17 protein-coding genes are annotated in these 17938 nt (G+C 62.6%); 12 read left to right on the top strand and 5 right to left on the bottom strand.

Going from position 1 to position 17938, the window contains the following annotated elements:
• Window positions 1-41 precede the first annotated feature (41 nt).
• The 4 genes from JYP46_RS14625 to JYP46_RS14610 form a co-directional block, all read right to left on the bottom strand.
• Window positions 42-929, bottom strand: coding sequence for an ROK family protein (locus JYP46_RS14625; protein ID WP_206548499.1), 888 nt, complete (start codon window positions 927-929; stop codon window positions 42-44).
• On the bottom strand, window positions 922-1608 hold the full coding sequence (locus JYP46_RS14620) for an N-acetylmannosamine-6-phosphate 2-epimerase (RefSeq protein WP_328850612.1): 687 nt from the start codon (window positions 1606-1608) through the stop codon (window positions 922-924). The genes JYP46_RS14625 and JYP46_RS14620 overlap by 8 nt, the downstream gene beginning before the upstream one ends.
• Before the next feature lie 72 nt (window positions 1609-1680).
• The gene (locus JYP46_RS14615) at window positions 1681-2430 is read right to left on the bottom strand and encodes a GntR family transcriptional regulator (RefSeq protein ID WP_206548497.1); all 750 of its coding nucleotides are present in this window, start codon (window positions 2428-2430) and stop codon (window positions 1681-1683) included.
• 154 nt (window positions 2431-2584) lie between these two features.
• Window positions 2585-3580 carry a LacI family DNA-binding transcriptional regulator gene (locus JYP46_RS14610; protein WP_206548496.1) on the bottom strand — a complete coding sequence of 332 codons (996 nt, stop codon included), beginning with the start codon at window positions 3578-3580 and terminating at the stop codon, window positions 2585-2587.
• A gap of 165 nt (window positions 3581-3745) precedes the next feature.
• Between JYP46_RS14610 and JYP46_RS14605 the strand changes: the two genes are divergently transcribed.
• The 11 genes from JYP46_RS14605 to uxuA all read left to right on the top strand — a co-directional run bounded on the left by JYP46_RS14605 (window position 3746) and on the right by uxuA (window position 15362).
• On the top strand, window positions 3746-4537 hold the full coding sequence (locus JYP46_RS14605; RefSeq protein ID WP_222474146.1) for a 6-phosphogluconolactonase: 792 nt from the start codon (window positions 3746-3748) through the stop codon (window positions 4535-4537).
• Window positions 4530-5300 carry a sugar isomerase domain-containing protein gene (locus JYP46_RS14600; RefSeq protein ID WP_113156733.1) on the top strand — a complete coding sequence of 257 codons (771 nt, stop codon included), beginning with the start codon at window positions 4530-4532 and terminating at the stop codon, window positions 5298-5300. The genes JYP46_RS14605 and JYP46_RS14600 overlap by 8 nt, the downstream gene beginning before the upstream one ends.
• Window positions 5297-6442 carry an amidohydrolase family protein gene (locus JYP46_RS14595; RefSeq protein ID WP_206548495.1) on the top strand — a complete coding sequence of 382 codons (1146 nt, stop codon included), beginning with the start codon at window positions 5297-5299 and terminating at the stop codon, window positions 6440-6442. The genes JYP46_RS14600 and JYP46_RS14595 overlap by 4 nt, the downstream gene beginning before the upstream one ends.
• A 2-nt stretch (window positions 6443-6444) precedes the next feature.
• A complete protein-coding gene (locus JYP46_RS14590; protein WP_206548494.1) occupies window positions 6445-7707 on the top strand; it encodes a neutral/alkaline non-lysosomal ceramidase N-terminal domain-containing protein in 1263 nt (420 codons plus the stop codon).
• A 144-nt stretch (window positions 7708-7851) separates the two neighbouring features.
• Window positions 7852-9174 carry an extracellular solute-binding protein gene (locus tag JYP46_RS14585; RefSeq protein WP_206548493.1) on the top strand — a complete coding sequence of 441 codons (1323 nt, stop codon included), beginning with the start codon at window positions 7852-7854 and terminating at the stop codon, window positions 9172-9174.
• Window positions 9175-9252: 78 nt separating this feature from the next.
• On the top strand, window positions 9253-10140 hold the full coding sequence (locus tag JYP46_RS14580) for a carbohydrate ABC transporter permease (RefSeq protein WP_113156729.1): 888 nt from the start codon (window positions 9253-9255) through the stop codon (window positions 10138-10140).
• On the top strand, window positions 10137-11018 hold the full coding sequence (locus JYP46_RS14575) for a carbohydrate ABC transporter permease (RefSeq protein ID WP_206548492.1): 882 nt from the start codon (window positions 10137-10139) through the stop codon (window positions 11016-11018). Before JYP46_RS14580 ends, JYP46_RS14575 begins: the two co-directional genes overlap by 4 nt.
• Complete coding sequence (locus tag JYP46_RS14570) at window positions 11015-12256, top strand: AGE family epimerase/isomerase (RefSeq protein ID WP_206548491.1); 1242 nt, start codon at window positions 11015-11017, stop codon at window positions 12254-12256. Before JYP46_RS14575 ends, JYP46_RS14570 begins: the two co-directional genes overlap by 4 nt.
• A 2-nt stretch (window positions 12257-12258) precedes the next feature.
• Window positions 12259-13320 carry an ABC transporter ATP-binding protein gene (locus JYP46_RS14565; RefSeq protein ID WP_206548490.1) on the top strand — a complete coding sequence of 354 codons (1062 nt, stop codon included), beginning with the start codon at window positions 12259-12261 and terminating at the stop codon, window positions 13318-13320.
• A 3-nt stretch (window positions 13321-13323) separates the two neighbouring features.
• The gene (locus tag JYP46_RS14560; RefSeq protein ID WP_222474145.1) at window positions 13324-14205 is read left to right on the top strand and encodes a mannitol dehydrogenase family protein; all 882 of its coding nucleotides are present in this window, start codon (window positions 13324-13326) and stop codon (window positions 14203-14205) included.
• On the top strand, window positions 14202-15362 hold the full coding sequence (gene uxuA / locus JYP46_RS14555) for a mannonate dehydratase (RefSeq protein WP_206548489.1): 1161 nt from the start codon (window positions 14202-14204) through the stop codon (window positions 15360-15362). The genes JYP46_RS14560 and uxuA overlap by 4 nt, the downstream gene beginning before the upstream one ends.
• Before the next feature lie 242 nt (window positions 15363-15604).
• Here the strand turns inward: uxuA and JYP46_RS14550 are convergent, their stop codons facing one another.
• Window positions 15605-16690 carry a response regulator gene (locus tag JYP46_RS14550; RefSeq protein ID WP_206545001.1) on the bottom strand — a complete coding sequence of 362 codons (1086 nt, stop codon included), beginning with the start codon at window positions 16688-16690 and terminating at the stop codon, window positions 15605-15607.
• A gap of 222 nt (window positions 16691-16912) precedes the next feature.
• Here JYP46_RS14550 and JYP46_RS14545 point away from each other — a divergent pair, with 222 nt between their 5' ends.
• Complete coding sequence (locus JYP46_RS14545) at window positions 16913-17896, top strand: hypothetical protein (RefSeq protein WP_113156724.1); 984 nt, start codon at window positions 16913-16915, stop codon at window positions 17894-17896.
• Window positions 17897-17938: the final 42 nt, after the last annotated feature.

Genomic DNA, 17938 nt, shown 5'->3' with positions numbered 1-17938 from the left:
GGATGCAAATCGTGCAACAGGTCTCATATCCATTCTCCCATTCATTGTTTGACTTGGTTTTGTGTCGTGTTTTGATGTGCGAGATCAGCGATGCCCACAACGCCGGCCCTCTCCCCCAGCCGGGCCGCCACGAGGCGCGGCTTGAGCCGTTCCGAAACGTGATCCAGCTGCGCTTCAATGCGCGCGCGATACCCCGGGGCAAGCCCGATGCCGCCGCCGATGACAATGCGGTCCGGGTCGAAGCCGAGCTGAATGTTGCGGCACAGAATGGCCACGCGCCGGGCCGAACGGTCGATGATATCGTTCGCCCAGCCCTCGCCCATGGCCGCCGCGTCAAAAACGTCATGCGACGTTGCGCCCGGCTGATGCGCCGCCGCGGAAGCGGCGATGAAATTGCCCGAAACGTGATCCTCCAGCGCACTGTCATCCCCGCCGGCGCCTTCGAAGTCCTGCCCCCGCAGGAGGCCGAAATGCCCGGCAAGTCCGGTTCTCAACCGCCCATCCATGACGATGCCGCCACCAATGCCCGTGGAAACGGTCAGGAAGACGAGATTGCCCTCGGCTTCGCCGAAGCGATATTCGCCCCACGCAGCAGCCTGCGCATCATTGGCGGCGATGGCGGACACGCCGGAAAGCGCACCAACGGTTTCAAGCAGCGGAAAGCGGTCGGGAAAATCCAGCGTCCTGCGGTTGAGCGGGGACCAGAGCCCGTCATCCACGATGCCCGTTACGGCAACGCCGACACATCCATAAGCGCCCTTCCAGTGCTCGATCTGCGCAAAGAGCGCTACGAGCCACTGGGCGGGCCCGCCCATATCGCGCGGGGTCGGCACTTTCAGGCTGTCGACAACGGTCTCTCCGCGGACGAGCGCGGCAAGCATCTTCGTGCCGCCAATGTCGAGCGCCAGAACCGTCTGAGCCTCACGCATCACGCGCTCCCGCCCCGGCATCCATATCGGCCCGGAACCAGGAGGTGACATGCTCGGGCCGCGTGATCGCGGAGCCGACGACCACCAGCCGCGCCCCGGCCTGCAGCGCTTCGCCCGCATGACGCGGCAGGCGAATGCAGCCTTCCGCCACCACATGAGGCGTGAGCGCACGCATGGCGCTGATCAGTTCAAGGTCGGGCTCCGTGGGTTCCGGCCCTTCCGTGTAACCGGAGAGCGTGGAACCAACCATGTCGGCCCCTTCGTCAAGCGCCTGTCGGGCGTCGGAAACAATCGAGCAATCGGCCATGGCGAGCTTTCCCGCCGCGTGAATGCACCTGACCAGATCGGCCGTCGGCACGGGGCGCGTGCGCTGCGTGGCGTCATAGGCGATGACATCTGCGCCAGCTTCTGCAAGCGCCTCCACATCCTCGATCCACGGAGTGATGCGCACGGGCGACGTGTCCAGATCGCGCTTGATCAGGCCGATGATCGGCGCATCGGTGGCGGCCCGTACGGCTTTCACATAATCGGCAGATTCGATGCGCAGCCCCTGCGCGCCGCCGGCAAGCGCCGCCAGCGCAAAGGCAACGACGATGGGCGCTGTGTCCATCGGCCCGCCGGTGACCGGCTGGCAGGAGACGATCAGCCCGTTTTCGAGCCCTAGGATGCGGTTCGGCACGCTTTCTCCTCCATCTGTGGAGGATATCATAGGCAGACAAAATACCAGATAACAACCAGTTTCAAACTGGTATTAGCGGTGCAGCTCGATGACGAAATCGTAGACATCGCCACGATATTTGGTTTCCGTGAACTCCACGATCTGCCCGTCTTCCAGAAAGCAGCGACGCTCCATCACCAGAAGGCTGGTCTGCGGCGGGGCCTCGAGAAGCCGCGACTCCTCCGGGGTGATCGGGGTCGATTGCATCCGCTGCACCGCACGCACCGGCATGGCCCCCCGGGCTTCCAGAGCCTGATAGAGGGAATCGCCCACCTCGGCGGGTCTCGGCAGAAAACGCAGAGGCAGCGTCGCCGTCTCGATCGCGATGGGCGTGTTGTCAGCGGTGCGGATGCGCCTCAAGCGCGCGACCTCATCGGCAACCGAGATGCCAAGCGCCATCATTTCCGTCGGCGAGGGACGCCCTGTTTCCTTGGAAATCCATATGCATCCGGGCTCCAGACCACGCGAACGCATATCCTCTGAAAAGCTCGTCATGGTGGAGAGAGATTTTTCCAGCCGTGACGACACCACCGTTTTCGCGCCGTGCCTGCGATGCAGCAGGCCATCCGCCTCCAGATCCTCAATGGCGCGGCGAATGGTGACGCGGGACATGGAGAGGGCGGCGCAAAGGGTGCGCTCGCTTGGGATAACGGCGCCGCGTTTCAGCCGCGACGAATGAATGGCTTCAGCCAGCGCCATTTCGACCTGGCGATAGAGCGGCTCGGCTCCGTTTCCGCCGGCGATATGCCCCCGTATGAAATCGAGAAGTGCCGCTTCATTCATTCCGTTTTGCCTCGGTGATTGCGTCCGCTGCACATGATGACAAAATTTCTACAGGTTTTGAACTGGTATTATTTTATATGCTGCTTATTCAAGCCCGAGAGCAGCGCCGCGGTGTTCAGGATCGTCTAGAACGTATCTTTGAAAAACAGGTGCGTTACGGGGCCTTGCCGGTCGTCGAGCGAATGATCAGATGCGTTTCCAGCACATAGGAGGCATCGCGTACCGCCTGTGATTCCAGCACTTCCAGCAACAGCGAAACTGCCAGTTTTCCAGCTTCTATGGAGCGGCTGGAAACGGTTGTGAGGCTCGGCACCGTCAATGGCCCCAGCGCATCGTCACAGCCGACCACCGAGAATTCGCCGGGCACGCTGACGCCGCGCTCGCCAAGGCCCGCCAGAATGCCCTGCGCCGTCACATCGTCGAAGGCAATCGCCGCCGTCGCGCCCTTTGCGAGGATGGCATCGACTGCCTGCAAACCGGCTTCGAAACTCGGGACACTGGCCGAGACGAAGCTCAGTTCAAGGCCAAGTTTCTTTGAGGCCCGACGCACGGCTGCGCGGCGCTGCTTGTTGGACCAGGATGTGGATGGACCGCTGACATAGACGATGTTGCGGTGGCCGAAATCCGCCAGATGCTGGGTCGCCTCGGCAATGCCCGTACCGCTGTCGATCAGCACTTTCGGGATGCCCTTCACATCGCGGTTGATCAGAACAAGAGGGCGCAGAAGCGCATGGGCCGCGATGCGTTCGTCCGAAAGCCGGGGCGATGCCAGGATGATGCCCTCGACCTGCCCGGAAAAACGACCGAGAAGCTGGTCCTCTTTTTCCGGATCTTCATCGGAATTTCCGAGAAACACGCAAAAATCGGAGCGATCCGCCTCGACCTGGGCCGCGCGGATCATGGGCGGGAAAAACGGATTTGCGACATCCGGCACGATCAGCGCCAGATTGCCATAGCGCCCGGTGCTGAGCGCACGGGCCGTGTGATTTGGCACGTAACCGAGCTTGCCGGCAGCCGCCTTGATCCGCTCGACCGTCTCCGGACTCAGCATATCGGGCCGCGTGTAGGCGCGGGACACGCTTGAGCGCGCCACCCCGGCCTCCTTCGCCACCTGACTGATTGTGACGCCGCCTTTGCGTTCCGCTGCCACCGCCTGCCCTCGAACCTTGTGCTTTTCTGGCGACAAGATGCACCGCCGAGAGGCGTCAGGCAACCGGTTGACATGCAACCGGTTGCACAGCATAGTGCCCGCATTCTTGTTCTACTCTGCCGCAAGGCCCCTGCGATCAGCGGGCGCAATCTTCGGAGACATGATTTGCAGCATAGCCAAGCCGCGCTCGAGCCAACTCCGCTCGTTGACAGAAAGATCGACAGGCTCACCGTAAAAACCTTTGCAGACCGCGACGCGATGGGGGCCGCGGCTGCCGCCGACATCGCCAAAGCGCTGCGCGAACGGCTGGCCAGCCAGAAGATTGTGCGCGTCATTTTCGCGTCCGCGCCGAGCCAGTCCTCGATGATCGAGCAGCTTCGCGCCATGCCCGACATCGACTGGTCGCGCGTGACCGCCTTTCACATGGATGAGTTCATCGGCCTTGCGCCGGATGCGCCCCAGCGCTTCGCGCACTGGCTGAACCGGCATATTTTCGATGCGCTTCCGCTGGCTGCCGCAAACCGGATCGACCCCGGTGCAGACCCGGACGCCGAAGCGCAACGCTACACCGCGCTGCTCAATGAAGCGCCCATCGACTTTGTGTGCCTCGGCATCGGCGTCAACGGCCATATCGCGTTCAATGATCCGCCCATCGCCGATTTTGAGGATCCGCTGGACGTCAAACTCGTGGAGCTCGACGCGGTCTGCCGCCAGCAGCAATATGATGATGGCGGCTTTGAGAGCCTTGATGCGGTGCCGCGCACCGCGCTGACGCTCACCATTCCACGGCTGTTGCGCGCCGACCGCATGTTCTGCATCGTGCCGGGCGCTCACAAGCGCGACGCCGTGCGAGGAACGCTGCACGGAGAGCGGACAACCGCTTGCCCGGCAAGCATTCTGCGCGAACATAAGAACTGCACACTCTATCTGGACAAAGAGGCCGACCCCGATGCCTGAGATCAACGCCGACGCGATCTGCGCAGACTATCTCGCAACGAGCCACGCGCTCATGCAGCGCATCCTTGTCGAAGAGCGTGACACTCTGAACAAGGCCGCCGAGCGCCTCGCCTCCCAGATCGAGGCAGACCGGCTTATCCACATCTTCGGCCCCGGCGGGCACTCCAATCTCGCCAGCCAGGAGGTGTTTTTCCGGGCCGGCGGCCTGATGCATATGAGCGCGATTCTCGATGAAGGCACGCTGCTATCCAACGGCGCATTGCGCTCCATGGCAATCGAACGCACGCCGGGCTATGGCCGCGTTGTCATTGCCGATGCCCGCCTTGGCGAGGGTGACGTACTGATCCTCGCAAACGCCTATGGCATCAACGCAGCCCTGATCGACGCCGCACTGGAGGCGAAGTCTCGCGGGGCGTTTCTTATCGGCGTCAGCTCGCGTGAACACGCCGAAAGCACGAGCCCGGATCACCCGGCGCGCCACCCGGAGAAGAAGAACCTGCATGATGTGGTCGACATCGCCATCGACACGAAAGTTCCGATCGGCGATGCGGTGGTCAGCCTGCCCGGCATGACCGAGAACATCTCCGCCATCTCCACTTTTGCCAATGCGTTCGCACTGAACTGCCTGGTGATCCGCACCGTTGCCAAACTGCTCGACCGTGGCGTCGAACCGCCGGTCTGGCGCAGCGGTAACGCACCGGGTGGCGATGAAGCAAACGCCCGCTTTCTGGCCCGCTTCCGCGACCGGGTTCGCGCGCTGTGAGCACGGAGAAGACCATAGCCGGGCGCGACCCCGTTACCGGAGGCAGCATCGCCATCACGATGCGCGACGGGCGGATCGCAGCCATTGCCGAGACGGGCTCGCAGGACGAAGCCTATCTCACGCCCGGCCTGGTCGACCTTCAGGTCAATGGTTATGCGGGCCTCGACCTGAACGACGGCGCGCTGACGCCGAAGCGTGTTTCCGAGCTTACCCGCATCATGGCCGGGCTCGGCGTGACCACCTATCTTCCAACCCTTGTGACCGGATCGCGCGAGCGGCTGCTTGATGGACTTGACGCCATCGCCACGGCGCGGCGCGAAGACGTTCTTTGCGCGCGCATGATCCCCGGCGTCCACATGGAAGGCCCGAGCATCGCACCGGAGGACGGGCCGCGCGGCGCGCATCCCGCAGAGCATGTGAGGCCGCCCTCCCTCGAAGAATTCGATGCGTGGCAAAAGGCGAGCGGCGGTCTTGTCCGCCTCGTGACCCTTGCACCCGAATATGAAGAGGCCCCGGCCTATATTCGCGCCATCACGGCGCAGGGCGTTCATGTCGCCATTGGGCATTCCTCTGCCACGCCCGAGCAGGTGCATGCGGCAGCCGAAGCCGGCGCACGGCTCTCGACACATCTTGGTAATGGCGCAGCCGCGCTCATGCCCCGCCATCCGAACCTGATCTGGGCGCAGCTCGCCGATGACCGGCTGACCGCGACGCTTATCGCCGATGGCCATCACCTGCCGGACGACACTTTCAAGACCATGCTGCGCGCCAAGGGGCTGGAACGCGCCCTTTTGGTTTCCGACAGCGTGGCGCTGGCCGGCATGGAGCCCGGCATCTACCGCCAGCCGATTGGCGGCGATGTCGAAGTGCGCGCCGACGGACGCGTGGGCATTGCCGGGACACCTTATCTGGCCGGGGCCGGCCTGCCCTTGATCGAGAACGTTGCGACTGCCATGCGCCTGGCCGGGCTTTCGCTGGCGCAGGCGCTGAGGCTCGCCACGGCCAATCCCGGCGCGTTTGTCGATGGTCGGGGCGTGATGAAGCTGAATGCGTCGGCCGATCTGATCCGCTTTTCAATTGACGGGAAAACCGGCTCCTTTGAGCTGAAAAACACGCTCGTTCACGGTGAAGAGGTGCTCTGAGCATGATCCGCGCAGGCGTCGCCACGGTAGACATCACACCACCCGCAGGCCTGCCGCTTTCCGGCTTTGCCGCCCGCACCCTGCCAGCCACCGGCGCACATGACCCGCTGACGGTGCGTGCGTTGGCCATCAACGATACGGCGATGGTGGTTGCCGATGTGATCGGCCTGCACGGCGCCATGAGCGCGCGCATTCGCCGCCGCTGCACCCTTCCTGACACGAATGTCATCATCAGCGCCCTGCACAATCATGGCGGCCCCGTTTCCATGGCCGGACGCCTGACGATTGAGACCGACGAGGCCTATCTGCAAAGGCTGGAAGACGCCTGTGTCGAAGCCATCGATCAGGCTGTTGCCGCGCAAAGACCTGCAACGCTCTCGGTCGGGCTCGGATCCGACCCCGACATTGCCCGCAATCGCCGCCACCCGGACGGTCCGGTGGATCGCGCCCTGCCGCTTCTGCGTGTGCGCGGCGAGAATGGCGACATGATTGCCTTGATGACGGGTTATGCCTGCCACCCCGTGGTGCTGGGCGCAGACAACAGGCTGTGGACCGCCGACTATCCGCACTTTGTACGCCGCGCACTGGAAACCGCTTATCCCGGAGCCACCGCCCTGTTTGTCACCGGATGCGTGGGCGACGCAAATACGGGCCACAGCGCGCACGCCTCGATCAGCCTTGCCGCAAACCCGGATCGCAGCTTTGCCGCCGCCGAGCGGATTGGCGCGGCGATTGCAAAGGCAGCGCTGGAAGCGCCTGAACAGCCACTTGACAGGGAGGTGACGGCGCTGGAAACGCAGGTTTCCCTGCCATTCAAGCGCCGTGAAACGGAGACGCCGGCGGAACTGGCAACACGATGGCGCGCTGAGCGAGCAGGGGCTGAACCCGCGCAGGTGGCGCTTCTGGATGCCTGGATCCACTGGGCCGAGACCATTGCGCGTGAGCCGGCAGACACCCTGTCGGGTCGGGTTTGCGTGTTCGACTGGGGCGGCTTGCCCGTGATTGGTCTGCCCGGAGAGATCTTTGCGGCGACCGCGCTCAGCCTGCGCGCCGCCTGTGGCGAACGTCCTGCCTTCATCGCCGGGTTTGCGGAAGACAATCCCGGCTATATCCCGCCAGGCGAAGAGTTCGCCTCCGGCGGGTATGAGGTGGACGAAGCCCATCGCTATTACGGACAACCGGCAAGTTTCGCACCCGGTTGCGCAGAAGCACTTGCTGGTGCGGCTGTTGAACTTCTCAAGAAAGCCAGGCCTTACAAGGATTAGGGGAAGATGCGGCCGGACCCTCGCAAAATGCGGGCCGGCCATATTGATTCAAAAGCAAGCCGGCTTGACGCGCAACCGGTTGCATGGCAATTTTTCATCGGGAACAAAATTGCAGTCTGCTCACGTCGAAAGGGAGAACAAAAGATGAGAGCGTACAGGTCCAGCACCCAGAAATCCGGCAGCTCCAGCTTCACCGCGCGCATCGCGGCCCTGTCGCTGACGGCGGCGATCACCGCTGTTTCCGGCTCCGCATTCGCCCAGACCATCAATGTCTGGAGCGGCTACCCCGAGATGGCGCCGTTCTATGAGCATGTGGCGGAATCGCTGAAAGAAAAATACCCCGATCTCGAGGTCAACGTTGAAGCCATTGCGCTGCGCGAACACGAGAAGCGCATTGCGCTTGGCCTCACCTCCGGCTCCGCCGGCGTGACCGTGATCGAGCTCGCCGGTTCCACGGCCAGCCGCTACATCGAAAACGATCTTCTGCCGGCAGCGCCGGAAGCCGTGGCGGGCTTCGTCACCAACAAGGACAATTTCGGCGAGTTCTTCGTCGATGCCGCTTCCAAGAACGGAACCGTCTACGGCGTTCCGCTTTTCCGCGGTCAGGGCGCCCTCTTCTACAATGTCGACATGTTCGAGGAAGCCGGCCTCAAAGAGCCGCCTCAGACCATGGAAGCCTATACGGATTACGCCGAGAAGCTGACCCAGCGCGACGAAGACGGCAAGGCGACCGTTTCGGGCTGGAGCCTGCGCCTTTCGGGCGGCGGACAGGGCATTGCGGAAAAATTCTGGATCAACCTGTTCCAGTATGGCGGCTCGGTCATTGAAGAGGTGAGCGACGGCAAATGGCAGGCGAACTACGCCAACGAGGCTGGCCGCAAGGCGGTCAAGCAGTATCTCGAGAACGTGCATGTCCTGAAGACCGTGACGCCTGAAATGCCGGCAGACGCCGAGGCTTTCGAGCGCGGTCAGACGGCCATGTTCATCCGCGAGTCCTGGGTCATCGCCGACATTGCTGCCAAGTCGCCCGACCTGAACTACGCAACCGCGCCGCTGCCGGTCGGCTCCATCGCCCTGCCGGCCAATCTCTATGTGAACTCCGTCGAAGGTGAAGACGCAGAGGCCGCATGGGCCTATGTGCAGGCCGCCAACGATCCGGAAAACCTTGTCTGGCTTCTGGACAATGTCGGCTGGCTGCCCAACCGTTCGGGCGTCGACTACGGCGTCGTCACGGAGAAGGTTCCCGCCTATGGCGCGTTCGTCGATTACCCGGCTGACTACAAGTTCTTCACCCTGCCGGCCATTGGTCCGATCGAAGAGGTGCTGACGCGCCTCGCCGCCCAGCTGACCAACGCCTATGGCGATGCCTCGCTGGCCGAAGACGACGCCGCAATCGACGCGATGCTCGCCAGGGCAGCCGAAGAGACCAACAACATCCTGAAGCGCGAAGGCCTTCTCGCCGAGTAGGCGCTTCATCGATACCCTCATCCCGGAGACGGCGTCCGCGCCGTTTCCGGTCAGTGACTTCAGGCGGACGGGAACACAATGCTGCAACAAAAGCGATGGCGCTTTGCCATTCTGGCAATCCTACCGACTCTGGCGATTTTTGCCTGGGTGCGCATGTACCCAATCGTCGAGACATTGCGGCTGAGCCTGCATCAGTGGAACATCCTGTCGAAGAACAAACCGTTCGTCGGCCTGGCCAACTTCCGCGAGCTCTTTCACGACCAGCTCTTCCTGAACGCCCTGACCAACACGTCGATTATTGCTTTCGGCGTGGTCATTCTCACGGTCCCCACCGCCATGGTGATCGCCGGGCTCATCCACCACCGCACGCATTCGCGCTTCTCCGGTTTCTACGAAACATCGGTCTTCATTCCGCATGTGGTGTCGCTGGTGCCGGCGGCAATGGCCTGGAAATGGATTTTTGACGCCAAGCTCGGCCCACTCAACGCTCTGCTCGAATTTTTTGGAATTCCGGCGCAGGCCTGGCTTTTCGATCCCGTTCTTTCGGTGATCTGTATCATCATCCTGTGTTCCTGGCAGGCGCTCGGCTATGCCGTGCTGATCTATCTGGTCGGCTTCAAAAACCTCCCGGTCTCTCTCTTTGAAGCGGCCAAGCTTGATGGCGCATCCGGCGTACAGCGCTTCTGGTTCGTCTCGGTGCCGATGCTGAAGCCCATCACGCTCTATGTTTCCGTCGTTACGCTGATCTCGGCCTTCAATGTCTATGCGCAGGCTTTCGTTCTTGCCTCGGACTCGCAGGGCGCGCCCGGCAGGCAGGTTCGGGTTCTGGTGCTCGACATGCTCGAAAACAGCTTCCGCAATTACCGCGTCGGCTATGCGGCGTCCGAGGCCGTGGTGCTTCTCTCCATCGTTCTCGTTCTGACGCTTATCCAGTTCGGCCTGCTCAGGGAAAAGGGGCGGAAATGACACAGACCATCGCCGCCTCCAGCGCGCACCCGAAAGCCGGCGGGCGCATGAGAACCAAGGGCAAGCTCATCGACTTTTCCATCGATGTGTTCCTGTTCGGCTTCTCCATCCTGATGATCCTGCCGCTGGTGTTCCTCGTTTCGAACGCCTTCAAGACACCACAGGAAATGCTGGCCTGGCCGCCGCGCCTGATCCCGTCCGATCCGACGCTGGAGAATTTCCGCTCGGTGCTGGCGGACACACCGCTGCCGCTCTGGATCTTCAACAGCGTCGCCTTCTCCACCCTTTCCATGGTGGCGATTGTGATCACCTCGGCCATCGCCGGTTATGTGCTGGCCAAGTTTCCGTTCCGCTCACTCAACATCATCTTCATTCTGGTTCTCGCCACGGCCATCGTGCCGTTCGAGGTCTACATGATCCCGCTCTATTTCCAGGCACAGGCGCTGGGCGTCCTCAATTCCCTATGGGGTCTGCTGCTTGGCTACCTGGTGATGAGCTTTGGCATCTTTCTGGTTCGCCAGAACGTGATGCATTCCATCCCGGACGAACTGCTTGAGGCCGCGCGCATCGACGGGGCCGGTGAATTCTGGATCTTCTGGAAGATCGTGCTGCCGCTGCTGCGCGGCGCGCTCGGGGCGCTCGCCGTTCTCGCCTTCTTCCAGGCATGGACCTCCTTCGCCTGGCCGATGATCGTGACGACGACACGCGACAGCTACACGATCGAGGTTGGCCTCGCCCTCTTCCAGACCGGCTTTACGGTCGATCTTGGCCGGTTGAGCGCAGCGTCTGCGGCCGTGCTCGTGCCCTCCATCACCCTGTTCGTGATCCTGCGCCGCAACTTCGTGCAGGGCGTCGCCAGCACGGGGATGAAGGAATGACCGCTCAGAACGCCTTCTTTCAGGAAGCAGCCACCCGCTACGCATCGGCAAATGCCGGAACGCTTGAGTGGATGCTGGACCGCCCCGCGCTCGGGGCGGGCTTCCTGAACACCAAGATGAACAGCCTGACCCTTGCCGATTATGGCGAGGCCGACGGGCTGCGCGGGCCGGACTACACCTATGGCTGGATTCAGGGGCGTGGTCTTGAAGCGCTTGTGAGCCATGCCGCGTTTTTCGAGACCCGTGACGCAGCGCTGTCTCAGCGCCTTGATGAGGCCGGGCGCGCACTCTTTGAGCTCCTGAAAGAGCTGCGGGGGCGCGATGGCCATGCCTATTTCCGCTACGATGCCGGGCTTCGGCCTGTCCGCGCGGCAGACGATGGTGCGGTGACTGCTCAGGAACCGGCAGGAGACGTGTTCACCTATTCCGACGCATTCACCGCCAAGGGGCTGGTGGCTGCAGCTTCGCGCTATGCCCCCGAAGAGCTGCCACAACATCTGCGCTATCTCGCCGATGTGATTGCGGCAATCGAGGATGGCCGATTCCAGATGGGTGAGGAAGAGCCTCTGGGCGGCGAAGCGCTGGCCTGCGAACTGGATGATTTCGGGCCGCGCATGATTCTGCTCGGCGCTGCCGGCATGCTGGAACGCTGCGGCCTCTCGGACCACACCGCCTATGCGCAGCGTTTCATCGATCATGTCATCAAGTACCATCTAGACGAGACAACCAGATTGCTGCGCAATGTGCCCGGCGGCGATGACTGCAATGTCGGACACGGGATCGAGTTTGCGGGCTTTGCGCTGGAGCACGCGCCCGTTCGCAACAACCCGGCGCTGGTCGCCACGCTGGAGCGCATCCTGATCGCTTCGTTTCGGGCGAGCTTCGCCGAATGCGGGCTGCATCTGACCGTTTCGGTTTCTTCCGGCAAAAAGCTCAGCCCCTACCGGCCATGGTGGTCGCTGCCGGAAACGATCCGCGCCGCCGCGCTCTGCCATCAGCTCACCGGCAGCGCCGACAGTCTCGCCATCTGGCAGCAGGCGGACAGCGCATTCTTTGAATATTACTGGCGCGGTGCGCCGGCCATTGCCTACCAGACCCGCACGGCGGATGGCCCCACCGACTATGTGCCCGCCACGCCAGATCTGGACCCCGGATATCACACCGGTCTGAGCCTTCTTGCCGCAATCCGCGTTGCAGAGGCTCTTTCAACGTCACACCCCGCTTACGCCTCGAGGTAACCATGGCTTCAGTCGACATCCAGGATGTCCGCAAATTCTACGGACAGCTCGAAACCATCAAAGGCGTATCCGTCGACGTGCCGGATGGCGCGTTCGTGGTTCTGGTCGGACCTTCCGGCTGCGGCAAGTCCACGCTTCTACGCATGATCGCTGGTCTTGAGGACATTTCCGGCGGCACGATCAGCATCGGCGGACGCGTCATCAACGATGTGGAGCCCAAGCACCGCGACATCGCGATGGTGTTCCAGAACTACGCGCTTTATCCGCACATGACGATTGCCGAGAACATGGGCTTTTCGCTCAGGCTCGCCAAACGTCCGAAAGACGAGATCGACCAGCGCGTGCGCGAAGCAGCCGGCATTCTCGGCCTCGCCGATTATCTCGACCGCTATCCGCGCCAGCTCTCCGGCGGTCAGCGCCAGCGCGTCGCCATGGGGCGCGCCATCGTGCGCAATCCGCAGGTCTTCCTGTTCGACGAACCGCTTTCCAATCTGGACGCCAAGCTGCGCGTGCAGATGCGCGCGGAGCTCAAGGACATTCACGCGCGGCTGAAAACCACCACGGTCTATGTGACGCATGACCAGATTGAGGCCATGACCATGGCTGACCGGATCGTCGTCATGCGCGACGGCATCGTGGAGCAGGTCGGCGCGCCCCTGGACCTTTACGACCGCCCGAACAACACATTCGTGGCAAGCTTCATCGGCTCTCCCTCGATGAACCTTCTACAGGGCGTCAATGCCGATGGCGGCAAGAGCGTTCGCATCGAAGCCGGGGCGGAACTGCCGTTCGAAGGCGCGCCGCCGACAGTCGGCAAGGTGGTCTACGGCATCCGGCCGGAGCATCTTCACCTGGCGGACGATGGCCAAGGGTTCGAGACCGTTGCAACCAATGTCGAGCCGACGGGCTCTGAAACGCTGGTTCAGGTTCGCCTCGGAGACCAGATCGTTTCGGCCCTGCTCCGCGACCGCGTGAACATACGTGCCGGCGACACCTTGCGCCTTGGCGTGCAGGCAGACAAGGCGCATCTGTTCGATGCAGAGACAAGCCAGAGGCTCGGCTAAACCTTGACGGCGCACCGCCTCGTTATCGAATTTGCGACCCTCCGCGACCCAGAACTGGGCCGCTATATCGAGCACAATGTCGCGTTCCCATCGAGCATGGTGGACCGCATCGTTCCGGCGACCACGGATGCCGACCGCGAACGGGTCGCACAGGCGCTCGGTGCCGAACATGCATGGCCCGTCGTGACCGAGCCCTTTAAGCAATGGGTGGTGGAAGACAATTTCCCGATGGGCAGGCCCGCCTGGGAGCGCCATGGCGTCGAGATGGTCACCGATATCGCCCCTTTCGAAGAGATGAAGCTCCGGCTTTTGAACGGCGCGCATTCAGCCCTCGCCTATGCCGGGCAACTGCTCGGGCGCGAGACGGTGGCGGATGCCTTTGCCGATTCGGTTATCCATGGTTTCGTGAAGGGTCTGTGGCGGGAAACTGCCCGGACGCTCTCCGCCCATGCCGGCCTGATGCCCGACGAATACACGGCGCGGCTTGCAGATCGTTTCGCCAATCCGGCGCTGCGCCATCGCACGGCGCAGATTGCCAATGACGGCTCCCAGAAACTGCCGCAGCGCTTCATCAGTCCACTGCTGGAGCGGCTGGATGCCGGCGGAGATGTACCGCATCTTGCAGCCGGTGTTGCACTCTGGATTGCAGCACTCGCCAACAGAGGCGAGCCGCGCGCCTTCACCGATCCGCTGGATGAGACGTTGAAAGCGGCCATCGCGAACACAGACAACACTGCCGACACCGTCGCCGCTGTTCTTGAAGCGGCCCGTTTCGACGGGATCGACCGATATCTGCCCGCCGTCATCGAAGCCTGTCAGCGCATCTCGGATGATGGCGTTTCGGCGGCCCTTGCCCATTACGCTCGAGGAGACATCACCCAATGAAAGAGACGTGGCGCTGGTTTGGCCCGGACGATCCGGTGACGCTCGCCCATGTGCGGCAGGCGGGTGCGACAGGCATCGTCACCGCCCTGCATCATCTCAATGACGGCCGCGCCTGGCCGCAGGACGAGATCGACAAACGCCGGCACGAAATCGAACAGGCCAGCCTCGAATGGTCGGTCGTGGAAAGCGTTATCGTGCATGAGCATGTCAAAACGCGCAGCGGTGATTTCCGGACCTTGATCGACAATTACAAGACCTCGATCCGCAATGTCGCCCGCGCCGGCGTGCGCACCATCTGCTACAATTTCATGGCCATCACCGACTGGACGCGCACGGATCTCGACTATCCGATGCCACATGGCGGGACGGCGCTGCGCTTCGATGCAATCGAGTTCTGCGTCTACGATCTCTTCATCCTCGCACGTCCGGGCGCAGAGGCGGATCACCCGGCCGAGCGCGTGGAGGCCGCGCGCGAGCGCCTGAAAACGATGAGCGAAAGCGATCTGGCGCGGCTGGAGCGCAATCTCATCGAATGGGTGCCGGCCCGTGAATTCGTCTATGACCGCGAGAGCTTCCGGCGCATGCTGGATACCTATCGCGACATCTCGGCCGATGGCCTGCGCGAAAATATGGCGGCCTTCCACCGGGAGATCATGCCGGTCGCGGAGGAGGAAGGCGTGGTCATGGCGCTCCACCCGGACGATCCCCCGTTCCCGCTATTCGGCCTGCCGCGCATCGTTTCGACGCATGACGACCTCAAGGCGCTGCTCGATGCCGTTCCGTCCAGGGCAAACGGCCTGACCTTCTGCACCGGCTCGCTCGGCGCGAACCCGGCAAACGACCTTCCGGCCATGGCGAAGGCGCTTGGGCCACATATTCACTTCGCGCATCTGCGCAATGTGAAGAGGGAGCCGTGCGGCTCGTTCCATGAAGCAGAGCATCTGGACGGCGATACCGACATGATCGCCGTGGTCGCCGCCCTACTTGATGAAGAAAGGCGGCGCGGCGGGCAGATCCCCATGCGTCCCGACCATGGGCACGCCATTCTGGACGACCTCGGCAAGCGTGTGAATCCCGGCTATTCCGGCATCGGCAGGCTGAAAGGGCTGGCCGAACTGCGCGGCGTGATGCGGACACTCGAATACGGCCGAAGCTGAAAATGCCGGATGACGCCATACAGGGCGGCGCTTCGAAAAAAGTTAGCCGCCCTATTCAAACGAAGGGCGCGCTCTTCGACCAGATGGATAAGCTCTCCGGTGGTCTCGATGAAACTGTTGGGGTTCACTTCGCCCGGGGGCGGGGGGCTGCCGGGTCAATCAACAATCGATAACTTGCCTACAATCTGGAGCATCGCGGAAAGGTCGCCGCGATGTTCCCAAAGCCGAGCACACAGGACGCTTCAAGTTTGCGGCTGTGGAGCTGCTTCCAATTCCGGCCCCGAGATGGATGCAAGCCCGGTCAAAAGCAGCACGATCAGATCCGCCTGCCGATGGGTGCCCGTCTTTCCAAAAAGATTGCGCAGATGAAACGCGACCGTGGTGGGTGACACGGCAAGATCCTGAGCGATCTCATCGGTTCGCCGACCATGCGCCAGAGCGCGCGCGACCTGCGCCTCTGTCGGTGTCAGGTCAAACAGCTTGGCAAGCAGTTCGTCAGGAACCGCAGGACGGCGCTCGGGATCGGAGATGAACACCACCGCCTGCGCATCTCCATTCATGGCCTCGCTTGTATCGGGCAGCGCGCAGGCCGTAAGCAGAAAGTCGCGCTGACCGGAGAGGCGCGGCACCGACAGGCTCGAAAGGTGATCCCGGCCAAGCCGGGCAGCCTCGCAGGCCTCGGCCAAAAACGATTTCATCTCAGCCGCGAGATTGGAGGAGGCAGGCCGAAGCGCCCTGTCGATGACCAGACCGTCGCCGGCCCGGTGAATGGCCTGCGCCGCGCGATTGGCAAATGCAACACCAGAGCCCGACACCAGAACGACACCGAAGGAGAGAAGATCGACAACGCGCCGCATGCCGGCAGCCGTGCCGGCGCGTGCGTCGGTCAGCGCCTGACGCATCGCGTCCAGTTCGCGCCCCGCGCCCTGTCCCAGTCGCTCCACCTGTCGCAGCCGCGCCTCGATGGTGGCAAGCATCAGGTCGAAGTCGATCGGCTTGACCAGATAATCATCAGCGCCCGCACGCTTGCCATTGATGACGGCGTCACGCTCGTCGAGCGCCGTCAGAAACACGAAAGGCACATCCGCCAGACCGGGATGGCTGCTGCGCACCGCTTCCAGCAATCCATAGCCGTCCAGTCGCGGCATGGTGATGTCGCAGAGAATGAGATCCGGGCGGCTTGTCTCCAGCATGGCAAGCGCTTCGCGCCCGTCTCTGGCCGCCAGCGCCTCATAGCCGGCGATCCCGAGTTCATCGATGATGTCCTGCCGCAGATGACGCTCATCCTCGACGCACAGAATAATTGGTTTCGATCCGTTGCCTGCCATTGCCGCCCGTGTTCCCCCTTCCCTGTCGCCAACCCATAGAATGACATGCGTGAGCCTCCGACGACACCCCGTCAAGAATGACGCGCCCGTGCATCCATGCAGCATGTCCAACCGGTTGTGTTCGAAAGCCTCGGGCATATCCCCGTTCAAACGAAGGGGGCGCATCTTCCCTATCGTCAATAGTTTTTGCAAAACTGATTCAACCGTCGGAGAGACAAGGGAATGTGGGATTTTTCCATAGGGCGCGCATTGGGGCTGATGGCCCGGACAATGCCGTTCATTGTGCTGCGGATGGCGGTCTATTTCGGCGCTGCCGTGGCCTATGTTCTCGTCACCGGTGTCGGCGCCGGCGTCGGCTGGGGCATCGGCGGGTTCGGTGATCCCGACTTTCAGGCGACGACGACCATGTGGGGCGGCGTCATCGGCTTCGGCGTGGTCGCGGCGGTGATGTATCTGCTGCGGGAATATGTTCTCTATGTCGTCAAGGCCGGCCATATCGCCGTGCTTGTGAAATTGCTCGACGGGGAAGAACTGCCCGAAGGACGCTCGCAGGTTTCCTATGCCCGTGAGGAAATTTCGCGGCGCTTTGTACAGGCGAGCGTGCTTTTCGGCATCGATCAGCTGGTCAAGGGCGTGCTGCGCGCAATCACCGGGCTGGTGCGCGGCATGGTGAGCATTCTGCCGATCCCGGGCGCACAGCAGTTCGTTTCGATCATTCACGCCTTCCTGCGCATTGCGGTGGGTTTCATCGATGAAGTCATCCTGGCATTTGCGATCCGCACCAATTCCGACAATGCCTGGGAATCCGCGCGGACCGGGCTGGTGCTCTACGCCCAGAACTACAAGCCGATGCTCAAGAACGCGGCCTGGCTGGCGCTCATCGTCTACGGGCTGTCCTTCGTCGTCTTCCTCATCATGCTCGCGCCTGCGGGCCTCGCCGTCTATCTCATTCCCGGCGCATGGTCGGCCGGTGGCGTTGTCTTCGCCCTGCTTTTCGCATGGTCGGTCAAGGCGGCGCTGCTGGAGCCATTTGCCATCACCTGCATGATGGAAGTCTATTTCCGCACCATCAAGGGGCAGGTTCCGGACCCTGCCTGGGAAGCAAAGCTTGAACAGCTTTCGAAGAAATTCTCCAGCCTCAAGGAGAAGGCCGCGTCCTATCAGCCGCCGCGCGCCAACCCCGACCCGGCGACCGCGAACGGCTGACCTCCCGCGGCAGCGCCATTCCGGGGCGTCCACAACACGCTG

Origin of the sequence: Nitratireductor aquimarinus (assembly GCF_017255295.1) — a bacterium.
Taxonomy (GTDB): domain Bacteria; phylum Pseudomonadota; class Alphaproteobacteria; order Rhizobiales; family Rhizobiaceae; genus Nitratireductor; species Nitratireductor aquimarinus.
This window is presented reverse-complemented; position numbering and strand designations above follow the sequence as displayed.